Origin of the sequence: Oceanispirochaeta sp. (assembly GCF_027859075.1) — a bacterium.
Lineage (GTDB): Bacteria > Spirochaetota > Spirochaetia > DSM-2461 > DSM-2461 > Oceanispirochaeta.
Map to the genome: position 1 here is coordinate 1 of NZ_JAQIBL010000335.1, position 12,288 is coordinate 12,288.

The 12,288-nt window shown below is 46.4% G+C and carries 10 protein-coding genes and 1 pseudogene; 3 read left to right on the plus strand and 8 right to left on the minus strand.

From position 1 onward, the window contains the following. From PF479_RS18925 to PF479_RS18935, 3 genes are all read left to right on the plus strand, one after another. Positions 1 to 652, plus strand: a 652-nt coding sequence (locus PF479_RS18925; protein ID WP_298010112.1) for a carbohydrate ABC transporter permease, incomplete at its 5' end; no start/stop codon positions are given. Next, positions 652 to 1,476, plus strand: coding sequence for a carbohydrate ABC transporter permease (locus PF479_RS18930; protein WP_298010116.1), 825 nt, complete (start codon positions 652 to 654; stop codon positions 1,474 to 1,476). The genes PF479_RS18925 and PF479_RS18930, both read left to right, overlap by 1 nt. Positions 1,477 to 1,499: 23 nt before the next feature. After that, positions 1,500 to 3,584, plus strand: coding sequence for a beta-galactosidase (locus PF479_RS18935; RefSeq protein WP_298010133.1), 2,085 nt, complete (start codon positions 1,500 to 1,502; stop codon positions 3,582 to 3,584). A gap of 75 nt (positions 3,585 to 3,659) precedes the next feature. Here the strand turns inward: PF479_RS18935 and PF479_RS18940 are convergent, their stop codons facing one another. The 8 genes and pseudogenes from PF479_RS18940 to PF479_RS18975 form a co-directional block, all read right to left on the minus strand. Then, positions 3,660 to 4,943, minus strand: a complete 1,284-nt coding sequence (locus tag PF479_RS18940) for a malic enzyme-like NAD(P)-binding protein (RefSeq protein ID WP_298010119.1) — start codon at positions 4,941 to 4,943, stop codon at positions 3,660 to 3,662. A gap of 51 nt (positions 4,944 to 4,994) precedes the next feature. Then, positions 4,995 to 6,122 (minus strand): Ldh family oxidoreductase, encoded by a 1,128-nt coding sequence (locus PF479_RS18945; protein WP_298010121.1) that lies wholly within the window; start codon positions 6,120 to 6,122, stop codon positions 4,995 to 4,997. Between the two features lie 103 nt (positions 6,123 to 6,225). Next, entirely contained in the window at positions 6,226 to 7,026 is an 801-nt protein-coding gene (locus PF479_RS18950) for a DeoR/GlpR family DNA-binding transcription regulator (protein ID WP_298010124.1), read from the minus strand. 75 nt (positions 7,027 to 7,101) lie between these two features. After that, entirely contained in the window at positions 7,102 to 8,007 is a 906-nt protein-coding gene (locus PF479_RS18955; protein WP_298010126.1) for an AEC family transporter, read from the minus strand. Between the two features lie 152 nt (positions 8,008 to 8,159). Continuing rightward, positions 8,160 to 9,185 (minus strand): galactose/methyl galactoside ABC transporter permease MglC, encoded by a 1,026-nt coding sequence (gene mglC / locus PF479_RS18960; RefSeq protein WP_298010128.1) that lies wholly within the window; start codon positions 9,183 to 9,185, stop codon positions 8,160 to 8,162. Continuing rightward, entirely contained in the window at positions 9,182 to 10,705 is a 1,524-nt protein-coding gene (locus PF479_RS18965) for an ATP-binding cassette domain-containing protein (RefSeq protein ID WP_298010130.1), read from the minus strand. Before PF479_RS18965 ends, mglC begins: the two co-directional genes overlap by 4 nt. 149 nt (positions 10,706 to 10,854) lie before the next feature. Then, complete coding sequence (locus PF479_RS18970; RefSeq protein WP_298010132.1) at positions 10,855 to 11,877, minus strand: galactose ABC transporter substrate-binding protein; 1,023 nt, start codon at positions 11,875 to 11,877, stop codon at positions 10,855 to 10,857. Between the two features lie 118 nt (positions 11,878 to 11,995). Further along, positions 11,996 to 12,288 (minus strand): annotated as a pseudogene (locus PF479_RS18975) (hypothetical protein); the annotation flags it as partial.

A 12,288-nucleotide genomic window follows, 5' to 3' on the forward strand; every position in this document is an offset into this window, starting at 1 on the left:
GGTACAGGTTCCTCTCATGGTGTTTTTGGCCATGATTATTGCCGTGATTCTCCATCATGGCATCAGAAGATTTAAAGGTCTTTTCCGTACGGTTTATTTCCTGCCCTGTGTGACCTCCCTGGTAGCCTATTCTGTCCTTTTCAGGATTCTGCTGCAGACCAACGGGCTGCTGAATAATTTTCTTCTCACATCCAAGATCCTCTCGGAACCGATCGGCTGGCTGAATGACCCTTTCTGGGCAAAAATCACCATCATTATTGCCCTGACCTGGAGATGGACCGGTTACAATATGGTGTTCTTTCTAGTGGGTCTGCAAAACATCGACAATGAAATTTACGAAGCATCAGAGGTGGATGGGGCTTCGAAAATCAGGCAGTTTATCTCCATTACCCTGCCCCTTCTCATACCGGTCATCCTCTTTTCAGTTGTGACTTCCACAAGCGGGACAATGCAGCTCTTTGATGAGCCGAATGTCCTGACCTGGGAAGGAGGACCTGCCAATGCAACAATGACAGTGGCCCTCTATATCTTCCGACAGGCCTTTGTTCTCAACTCGGATTTTGGTTATTCCGCCGCCTTGTCCTATGTTATGGTTCTCATAGCCGGGCTCCTGGCCTTTATTCAGATCAAACTACTGAAGGAGCGAAAATAATGGCAATGGTCAATAAAAAACTTACCCTCGGCCGGGCAGTTTTGCTAACCATCTTTTTTATCGGTGCGCTCTTATCCCTGTTTCCATTTATCTGGATGCTGATCGGAACAACACAAAACCCCAATGATGTTGTCATGGGAAGACTTATCCCGGGAAATCAGTTTTTTCAAAACTGGGTGAAAATAAACAAAATATATGATGTGCTTCACTTTTTTGTGAACTCCTCCAAGATTGCCTTGTTCACAGTTTTCCTGGGAATTCTTGTGAACAGCCTGGCGGCATTCGGATTTGAAAAATATCCTTCAAAAAACAGGGACAGGATTTTCGGGATACTGCTGCTGTCGCTGATTATTCCTCAGATGGCCATTGTCATTCCAATGTTCAAACAAATTGCCGGAATGAATCTGCTGAATACTCATACAGCCATCATCCTCCCCTCGGTCATGTCCGTCTTTATCATCTTTTTTCTCAGACAGAATTTTAAGATGTTTCCCACTGAAATCATAGAAGCGGCCCGAGTGGACGGGGCGGGAGAAAGCCGCATATTCTTCTCCATCGTCGTACCATCCATGAAGGCGACCTTTGCATCAGCCAGCATCTATATGTTCCTGCTCCAATGGAATAGTTATCTCTGGCCATTGATGACCATCCTCAGCGATGAAATGAAAACCCTGCCAATTGCCATGTCTTCAGTTATGAGAGCCTACACCATTGAATACGGAGGCCTCATGATACTAGTCTGTATTTCAACATTCCCCATCATGTTTCTTTTCCTGGCGATGCAGAGGCAGTTCGTTCAGGGATTGATGGGTTCTATAAAATGAAACCGGAGGGAAACCCTGTGAATATGAAATGGTCCATTGAAGACAAACTTCTCTACGGATGTGACTACAACCCTGATCAATGGCTGAACAGGCCGGATATTCTGGCCGCCGATATTGAGCTGATGAGAAAGGCTCATATTTCGGTTGTTTCCCTCGGTATATTTGCCTGGAGCTCCATTGAGGTCGCAGAGGGTCAATTTCAATTCGAATGGCTGGATAAAATCATGGATGATCTGCATGAGGCAGGCATTCCAGTATTCCTGGCGACTCCCTCCGGCGCCCGTCCCACCTGGATGGCCAGAAAATATCCGGAGGTTCTCCGGGTAAATCCATCGGGAAACAGGAATTTATTCGGATTAAGGCACAACCATTGTTACTCCTCCCCGGTTTACAGGGAAAAAGTACAAATTATAAACACGAAGCTTGCCGAACGTTATTCTGATCACCCCGCAGTGATTCTCTGGCATATCTCCAATGAATACAGCGGAGATTGTCATTGTGATCTCTGTCAGGTGAATTTCAGGACATGGCTCCAGAAAAGATACAGGACCCTGGAAAACCTGAATGATTCCTGGTGGAACACTTTCTGGTCTCATACAATATTTGACTGGGAAGAGATTCACTCCCCTGTTCCTCATGGAGAAACTTCCGTCCATGGTCTCAACATTGACTGGAAACGGTTTACAACCCATATGACAGTCGATTTCATGAAAGAGGAAGTGGACGCTCTGAAAAGGGCCGGTTCAACCCTGCCGGTGACGACCAATATGATGATGGCTATTGAAGAGGCGGAAAATGATCCTGGACTGGATTACTGGAAGTTTAAGGACTCTCAGGACTATGCCTCATGGGACTCCTATCCGGCATGGCACCTCCCGGGGCATAAGGTGTTTATCCCTGGAGAAGTCTCAGACGAGGCGGTAGACGACTATCGGAGAGCCTCGGAAGTCGCTTTTCAACACGATATTTTCAGAAATTTACATAAAAAGCCCTTCCTTCTGATGGAAAGTACCCCTTCCAAGGTGAACTGGCAGGGAATATCCAAAAACAAGAAACCCGGGATGAATATTCTATCCAGCCTTCAGGCCGTCGCTCATGGAGCCAATTCGGTGCAGTATTTCCAATGGCGCCAGGGACGGGGAAGTTTTGAAAAGTTCCATGGAGCCGTCGTCGATCAAAGCGGAACGTCTGATACAAGAATCTACCGGGAAGCTGTTCGGCTGGGAGAGATTCTGGAAGTTCTGAAACCCGTCGCAGCCAAAGACTATTCACCCCGGGCTGCCCTCATTTTCAACTGGGAGAACCGCTGGGCCTTCGATGACAGCATGGGTCCCATCAATAACAGCCGGAAAGCTTATATTGAAACTCTCAGAAAACATTACTTCTGCCTCTGGGACTTTGGGCTCCCCATGGATGTTGTCTCAGGAGAAGAAGAACTGATGGACTACGACCTGGTGATAGCCCCCATGCTCTACTCCCTGGACAGCAAGACCGCGGAAAATTTGAAAAACTATGTCCACAGGGGTGGCACCATCCTGACCAGCTACTTAAGCGGCTATGTCAATGAAACCGACCTCTGTTTTGAGGGGGGAAGCCCCGGTCCGCTCCAGTACCTTTTAGGGATACAGATAGAGGATTTAGATTCCCTTCATAAATATGAAAGAATCCATCTGAGGATGGGAGAAGACTATCCTGTACAGGATTACTACGAAGTGATCCATCCTCTGACCGCCCAGGTTCTCGCCTCATTTACAGGGAAAAATGTTGAAGGCCTGCCGGGACTCACGGTGAATAACTATGGGAAGGGCATGGCATTTCACTTAGCCGGACGACTGGAGACAGAGAGCCTGAAAGCCTTGTATCAAACCATTCTCAGCGATCGGGGAATACACTCTTTAAAATTGGAACTCCTGGAATGTTCTGAGGGTATAAATCTTCAAATAAGATCAGGAGATAATGAAGAGTATCTCTTCGTCATGAACTTTTGTGATACCCCGGGTTTTCTGAGGCTCAGTAAGGATTACACAGATTGCCTGGATTATACAGAGACTGTATCGTCTCAATGGGATGTCAAAGCTTATGGAATCAGAGTCCTGAAACCCTGTTGATATTCCTTAAAAAAAACCGCAAACCCGCCGCGTATCGGATTTGCGGTTACCAACACTTCTATTTAAAAATAAAAATTACTTCCAGTATTTTTCCATTCTCTTTTTCAAGGATACCCTGTAGGCATCCCAGTCGGTTATGGGATCTGCTGCCAGCCCCTCTTCACAGGCTGCCTTTGCAACGGCCACGGCTTCCCATTCAATGACCCTTGGGTCAAAGGGTTTAGGAACAACATACTCCCGGCCGAATTTAAAATCCCGGCCATAGGCCTTACGGACTTCATCGGGTACGGGTTCCTTCGCCAGACCGGCCAGGGCCATAGCGGCGGCCATCTTCATCCCCTCGGAAATTTTGCTGGCCTTAACATCCAGAGCCCCTCTGAAAATGAAAGGAAATCCCAGGACATTGTTGACCTGATTGGGGTAATCGCTTCGCCCTGTTCCGATAATGACATCATCCCTGGTTGCCAGGGCCATCTCGGGTTTGATTTCAGGATTGGGGTTTGCCATAGCAAATATGACAGGATCGGCAGCCATGGATTTCAGCATATCAGCGGTCAGACAGTCCGCCACTGAAAGTCCGATAAAAAAGTCTGCTCCCGCAACGGCATCAGCCAGGGTTCTCTTTTCTGTCTCGACTAGGAATTCCTTTTTTTCCAGGGTGATCCGTTCGGTTCTTCCCTTATAGAGAACACCCTTTGAATCAAGGAGGAGGAGGTTCTCTCTTCTGACACCGGCGGCCAGAAACATCTTGCTGCAGCTGATACCAGCAGCTCCGGCGCCATTCACGACGACCTTCAGATCTTCCATCTTTTTACCCGTGATCTCGGCGGCATTCATCATCCCCGCTGTGGCGATGATGGCGGTACCGTGCTGGTCATCATGGAAAATAGGGATTTTACACTCTTTGATCAGAGCCTGTTCAATCTCAAAGCATTCGGGTGCACCAATATCTTCAAGATTGATTCCCCCGAAGGTAGGTTCCATAGCCTTAACAATTTCAATGATTTTTTGGGGATCCTTCGTATCCAGCTCAATGTCAAAAACGTCAATGTCGGCAAAGCGTTTGAAAAGAACACCCTTCCCCTCCATGACGGGCTTACTCGCCAGAGCACCCCGGTCACCCAGACCAAGGATGGCCGTACCATTGGTAATGACACCGACCAGATTCCCTTTGCCTGTATATTTATAGACATCCAGGGGGTTCTCGGCAATCTCAAGAACCGTATAGGCAACTCCGGGAGAATAGGCGAGAGACAGCTGATCGGCAGTCACACAGGGTTTGGAAGCGATGACTTCCAGTTTTCCCGGTTTTCCATCCAGAATGTGATATTCCAGAGCTTTCTTTTTCATTTCATCCATTTTAATTATCCTTATGACTATTTGTTCTACTGAATTATAGGCAGGAGAGTCTCAAGAATCCCAGGAAAACCTGAAATTCATGTCCCATCGATCCCTGAGTTCGGTCATCTGTTTCTGCAAAACTCCAGGGACAGGGCAGCCGTGATCCTTTCTGTATTGCCAGGCCAGGTATTCCTTTTCGCCTGCCGTATAGATCCGCTCTTCACCAGGAGCCTTCTTGGAGTCCCTAAGTCCCCGCATAATAGAACCGGCGATGCTGCGAAAGACCTTTTCACCTAGAAAAGCATCTGTATTGATGGCTATGAAGAAGTGTCCCAGAGGAAAAGGAATCTTGTTTCCCTCTTTATCAAAGCCATTCAGGTCTTTCATGAACTTGCCATCCTGCAGAGCCGAAGACAGAACCTCAACAACCGTGGCATAACCGAATCCCTTGAACCCGGCGGTCTCTTCACCAATCCCTCCCAGAGGAGCTAGGGCGGCCTTCCCTTTGGTCAAATCGATCAGAACCTGCTGGGTATCGGTACGGGTCTTGCCGTTTTCATCAATGACCCATCCCGGAGGCAGTTCTTTTCCGGCTCTCCCGTAGACTTCCAACTTTCCCCTCTGAGATACAGAGGTGGCGCAGTCCAGGTTAAAATCAAACTCTTCATCCGTGGGCAGACCGATGGTCAGGGGGTTGGTACCCAGCATATTTTCAACACCGAAGGTCGGTGCGATGGAGGGACGGGCATTGGTTCCTGTCATTCCGATCATTCCGGCCTTTGTGGCCATGGAAGTGTAGTATCCGGCAATACCGTAATGGGTTGAGTTCCGGACAACGACCATTCCCATGCCGTGTTCTTTAGCCTTGTCGATAGCCATCTGCATGGCCTGTTTAGAGACAACATGACCCATCCCGTTGTTTCCATCGAGAACCGCCGTGGTGGTCGTTTCTTTAATGATATCCACCTTGGTGACGGGCTCCATGATTCCCGCATCGAGTCTGTCAATATAAATTGGTTTCAGCCTCCCGATACCGTGGGAATCGATCCCTCTCTTGTCTGATTCGATCAGGACATCCGAGATGATAGCTGCATCTCCTTCAGGTATGCCGCTATTATGCAGAACCTGTTTCATAAAATTTTCCAGGACATCAAAGTCCATCCATTCACAGTCTTTATAGGCATCAGCGTATCCCATACCCGTCTCCTTCATCTTCGAATTATTATTTCAATACCATCTTAGATCGTTTGTGATCTTTTTGTCAACTTTAAAGATCGTTTAGCGGATATTATTTCCAATATTACGATTTAATTTGATCTTTTTTGTCTTCTAAAACGATCAATTGGACGCCTGCTGCCTCAAAATCCTCCTGCATGGATGAATCGGGTAGTGAGTCAGTAATCAGAATGGACACTGCAGACAGAGGGCATACATGATGAAGAGAAAGAGAACCAATCTTGCTGGAATCAGCCACAAGAATGACCCTTCCAGATGTCTGCTCAATCATTTTCCTTGTAACTGCAGCCTCATGAGGGTTATGAGAGGTCAGCCCCCGGCGGAAGGAAATACCATCCACACCGATAATGGTGGTGGCGGGAAAACTCATACTCAGCCGGCTCAGGGCATCTTCACCCACAAGGCAGCCCGTCCCTGCCCGGAGGGATCCTCCGGTCAGAATCAGATCGATATCCGAACCGGCCTCCAGATTATGAAGAGCTCCCACATTATTCGTAATAATAGTCAGCCTGGGAATGCTTACAAGCTCTCTCAAGACTAAAGAAGTAGTGGACCCGCTGTTGATAAAGATAGTTTCTCCCTGTTCAATCAGCTCTGCTGCTTTGCGGGCAATGACTGTTTTTATAGAGACATTCTGCCTCCCCTTATCCAAATAGCTGGGCTCATTGATTTTTACATTAGCTGAGATGGCACCGCCATGTGTGCGCTCCAGAAGCCCATCACTCTCCATTGAAGCCAGATCCCGGCGGACCGTTATAACTGAGACATCAAGATCACGGCTGAGTTCATCGACCCGGACGATCCCTTTGTCTTTAAGTAATTGCAGGATACGAACATGTCGCTCTGCAGGTATATCCATCTTCATGAACCCCTTCCTTCTAAGACCATTCTGGAATAATAACGTTCAGAATGCAAGCAATAAAGGTCAGAAGCGATCACATCACAGAAAAATAGCCAGCCCCCACATCAGGAAAAAACTGATAATCAGGGTTATATTCACAATGGCTCCGGCACTGTCCCTGTCATATTCAAACTCTAATGAATAGGGAACTACTGCAAAACCCGCAGGTAAAATCAAGCACATAAAAATAATTTTCCTGACCACTTGATCAGCGGGAAAGAAAAACCAAACCAGAGTTCCCAGAGCGAGGGCTGTAGAATACCTCAGGATTAAAAGGGGAACCAAACCGCTTTTCAAGTGAGTCCTCCACCCGAAGCTGAGAACAAGTCCAAGAACCAGAAGGACCAGGAATTGATTAGCTCGCGCCAAAATACTCAACCAGGAAAGGGTAAAAGAAGGCAGTGACAAGCCCATTAGATTGATAAACAGAGCCAGAATGTAACAGACGAGAGGCACCGAGCGGCTAAAGACCTTGATCGTGCCCCAGACTCCCCTTTTATGATTTTCCCTCACCGGAGAAAAACGCTCTCCCACCATATAGGAGAGGCCGAATATGACAAAGGCATTTCCAAGATCCACCATGGCGGCGACCTGAACCCCCAGATCACCGAACAAGCCCTGGAGTATAGGAAAGGCAAAGAGACCAATGTTCAAACCCATGGTGGCCATGAGCATGAGACCCTTTGTATCCGAGGACAGCCGTCTAAAAAGGTACAACCCTGCTCCCAGCCCCAAAAGGGCTGAGAGAACAGGAAGCCAGGGGAGAAGAAAAAGCTCTTTCGTAATCCTGGAAGAGGAGAAAGTTATCAAAATGAGAGCCGGAAAGGTCACATTCATGACAATTTTTGAGAGTGGTCCGCTGTGTTCAGCCTTTAAGATTCCTATCCTTTTTAAAAAATAGCCCAAAAGGATTGTGAACAGACTCAGTAAAAAAGGAGTATGCATAGAACATTATCTAATTTTCACGGATGAGCTTCAAGTGAATCGATTTCATTATAAAAAATATGAGCCTCCCGGAAGGAATCCGGGAGGCTCATATATCAATCAAAACAAAACATCTTGATACCAGGAGAAAGAATCTCTCCCGGGGATGAAGGTCACACCTTCTTCAGGTATTTCTTGGCATCCAGAGATACGGCGGCAACGATGAGAATACCCTTGATAATGTACTGGTAGTACTGATCCAGTCCTACAAAGGTCATCCCGTAGGCAATAATAGTGAACATCAGAACACCCGCAATGGCTCCCGACACTTTTCCGATCCCGCCGGAAAAAGAGATTCCTCCCACAACGCAGGCCGCAATGGCATCCAGCTCGTAACCGAAACCTGTACCATTATTGGCAGAACCAATACGGGCCGCTTCCAGGTATCCACCAATTCCGTACATAACCCCGGCGAGGACATAAACGAGGATAGTAGTTCTGGTGACATTAACACCAGAAACATTGGCTGCTTCAGGGTTTCCGCCGACGGCGTACATATTCTTTCCAAAGGTCGTCTTATTCCACAGTACCCAGACAAACACAGACACAATGGCGGCAATGAGTACCAGATTGGGGACCCCCAGGGTCTGTCCGGTCACCAGTTCCACATAACGATTATCGTGACCGCCAATGGGCTGAGGTCCGGGAGCACCGGAAGCAAAGTAGATGGAGAGAATACCATAAAGGGTAATCATCATACCCATGGTCGCCAGGAAGGGGTGAATCTTAAAGGTGGCGACAACCCAGCCGTTGATGGCGGAGAAAAAAACACAGACTACAATGGCCGCCAGAAGGGGAACAAACAGGGGAAGCTGGACCATATCAGGATAGAAACGGGAGGCATAGTCGGGTCTCTGTAGAAGAGATGCCGAAATAACGGCAGCAAAACCGACAGAACGTCCCAGGGAGAGGTCAGTTCCCTGGAGGATGATGATACCGGCAACGCCAAAGGCCAGAATCAGTCTGACCGAAGACTGAGTCAAGATATTCCTGAATACCGGGATGGATATAAAGGAGGGTTCCTTGATGACAACAATCATGATGATTAAAAAAATAACGATGTAGATGGCATTGTTAATTAACAGATCCATCCACTCTTCTTTTGTTTTTCTAAAGAGTTTATCCCCTAGGGTACTCATGCTTCGGCCTCTCTATTATTATTTAAATATTTCGCAGACATATTAAAAATCTCGGTCTGTGTCGTCTCCTCGGTATTTACAATACCAGAGACATATCCATTACTCATAACCATGATTCTGTTGGTAATACCCAGGAGTTCTGGCATTTCTGAAGATACCATAATGACAGATTTACCGCTGTTGGCAAGATCAATGATAAGCTGGTAAATTTCAAACTTGGCACCCACATCAATTCCTCTTGTGGGTTCATCCAACAGGAGAATATCTGGATTGGTTAAAAGCCAGCGGCCGATGATGACCTTCTGCTGATTTCCACCGCTGAGGGAACGGATGAGTTCTCTCCTGTTGGGAGTCTTGATCCGCATATTGCTGATCTGTTTGTCCGTATCATCCTTCATCTTCTGATCGACAAGAAATCCAAACTTGTTTTTATAGGCCTGAACATTGGAGATGGTGGAGTTGAATGTAATGTCTGCCACAGGATAAATCCCGGTTTGCCGGCGTTCTTCTGTCAGCAGGGCAAAGTGATTATTGATGGCCTTATGAGGATTGGAATTATCAATCTTTAACCCATCTATAAAAATTTCACCGCTTTCAAGTGTTCTCGCTCCGAAGAGAGATTCAACCATCTCGGTTCTCCCCGCACCGACCAGGCCGGCAATTCCCAGGATTTCACCCCGATGGAGATCGAAGTTCACATCATGAATAACAGGTCTGTATTTAGTGGTCAAATTCTTGACAGACATATGGACTTTACCGGGGACATTGGTCTTGGGAGGAAAACGCTCCTCCAGGTCCCGGCCAACCATCATATTGACAACTTTCTCCATGGTCAGATCTTCAATTTTTTCAGTCCCGATGTAGTTTCCATCCCGGAGAACAGTCACTTCATCGGAGATTTCAAAAATCTCTTCCATTTTATGAGATATATACACGACTCCCACACCATCTGCTTTTAAAACAGCAATGATGTCGAATAGTTTTTTGACTTCGTTATCCGTAAGGGATGATGTTGGTTCATCCAATACGATGACTTTGGCATTATATGAGACAGCCTTGGCAATTTCCACCATCTGTCTTTGTGATACCGAAAGCTTGTCCAATCCGATCCTTGGATCAACATTGATATTCAAACGCTCGAAAAGAGCCTTTGTATCGTCATACATTTTTTTCTCATCCACAAAGATTCTTTTTGTAGGGTACCGACCCAACCAGATGTTGTCGATGATGGTTCGCTGTACAACCTGGTTTAATTCCTGGTGAACCATGGAGACACCATTTTCCAGGGCATGTTTTGGATCTTGAAAATTGAACTCTTCATTGCCCAGGAAGAATGTTCCCTCATCCTGTCTGTAAATACCAAAGAGGCATTTCATCAGTGTGGATTTTCCTGCTCCGTTTTCTCCCATCAGGGAGTGAACAGATCCCGCTCGAACATTCAGGCAGACATTTTTTAGAACACTTACACCTGAAAAAGACTTGCAGACATCCTTTATTCTTAATAAATATTCTTCTTGCAAAAGAATCACCTCTCTACCGAAACAGACTTAGGTTTCTGTACATTATATAAGCTAATCTGACTTTTCTGAAATTATTCATAACAAAAAATTGCAGAAGCAGCGAACTGCTTCTGCAACCTCATTAAGGAATGATAAATCTCTCTTTAGTTCTATCTGAATTCCTGATAGTTTTTGGGTGTAACACCAACGTAGGCAACACGAACAGCCTTTGAACCGTCAGTAGTCAGTTTCCAGTTTGTTCCTGCTGTGGGAGCTTTCCCCTTAGCAACATTCACTGCCAGGTCTAAAGTGGCTTTAGCCTGATTTTTACCGTCATTCAGTACGGTTCCGTCCAGTTCACCTTCAGCAATATGTGTCAGGGCCTGATCCAGAGCATCTACAGAGTAGATGGGGAGTCTGACACCGGCAGCCTTCATAGCTGTGATAGCACCAAATGCCATTCCGTCGTTGTTACAGATAACCAGTTCGATACTCTTACCGAAAGAAGAAGTCAACCATGCAGCCATCTTGTCATTTCCGTGCTGTGTAGACCAGTTGGGGTCTGCTTCGAGAGCCAGCTGTTCAACTTTGATTCCTGCATCGGTAAATGCTTTTACAGATTCTTTTGTTCTGGCTTCAGCATCAGGATGTCCGGGTTCACCTTTGAGCATAACGTACTGAACAACACCGTCACCATTCAGATCCATCTTGGCGTTGGCTTTCCAGTCAGCTACCATCATCTGACCCTGAATGATTCCAGACTCAGCAGAATCGGTACCGACATACCATACTTTGTCATAGGAAGCCATGGCTTCTTTAGATCCTTCTTTGTTAAAGAGGATAAGAGGAATGTCAGCTTTTTTAGCTTTGTCGATAATTGACTGAGCAGACGCGGGATCTGCAAGATTGATAGCCAGAACATCAACACCCTTAGTAATAAAAATATCGACCTGGTTGTTCAATGTAGCCTGCTGACCTTCTGAGTCAACAATCTGGATTTCAGCGGCCAGTTCAGCGGCGTAGCTTTCAAGAACAGGTTTCATAACACCGTTCATAAAGTTATCCTGGAAGTTATAGATATTGGCTCCGATAACAACTTTGTCACTACCACTGTCTGCCTGACCTGATGCAAAGATTCCTGCAAGAGGCATCACCATCATGATGATGAGTGTAAAAAGAATTGCTTTTTTCATAAAATAGATACTCCTTTGATATAAAAATATCATGTGTCTCTATCGAGAATAGCACCGATCCGGCAGATCACAATGCGATATACTCTCCTGTTTTTGTAAGATTATCCAAAAAAGACCCTTATTTTTCCAAAGTGAAGACCTGATAATCAATCCTGATATATTTACCATCTTCCAGCTGAAAAGAGAGGTCATTGAAGCTTTTGTTGTTGAGAATGGCATCAGCAAGCTCTGTGATAGCCTGGGCCATAGAGGCAGAATCGTTGAGAACAGTTCCGTAAAGATAACCCTCGGAGATGAGCACCAAAGCCTGGTCAATGCCGTCGATTCCCAGAACGGGAATCCAGCCTTCGTCTTCCCTGTCCACCCGGCCATTTTCATTAGAATCTTTGAAGTAGCCCATCTGCCTCATCC

Coding starts and splice junctions, on each gene's coding strand:
- PF479_RS18930 (WP_298010116.1), top strand. CDS start 652: ATGGCAATGGTCAATAAAAAACTTACCCTCGGCCGGGCAGTTTTGCTA.
- PF479_RS18935 (WP_298010133.1), top strand. CDS start 1,500: ATGAAATGGTCCATTGAAGACAAACTTCTCTACGGATGTGACTACAAC.
- PF479_RS18940 (WP_298010119.1), bottom strand. CDS start 4,943: ATGGATGAAATGAAAAAGAAAGCTCTGGAATATCACATTCTGGATGGA.
- PF479_RS18945 (WP_298010121.1), bottom strand. CDS start 6,122: ATGGGATACGCTGATGCCTATAAAGACTGTGAATGGATGGACTTTGAT.
- PF479_RS18950 (WP_298010124.1), bottom strand. CDS start 7,026: ATGAAGATGGATATACCTGCAGAGCGACATGTTCGTATCCTGCAATTA.
- PF479_RS18955 (WP_298010126.1), bottom strand. CDS start 8,007: ATGCATACTCCTTTTTTACTGAGTCTGTTCACAATCCTTTTGGGCTAT.
- mglC (WP_298010128.1), bottom strand. CDS start 9,185: ATGAGTACCCTAGGGGATAAACTCTTTAGAAAAACAAAAGAAGAGTGG.
- PF479_RS18970 (WP_298010132.1), bottom strand. CDS start 11,877: ATGAAAAAAGCAATTCTTTTTACACTCATCATCATGATGGTGATGCCT.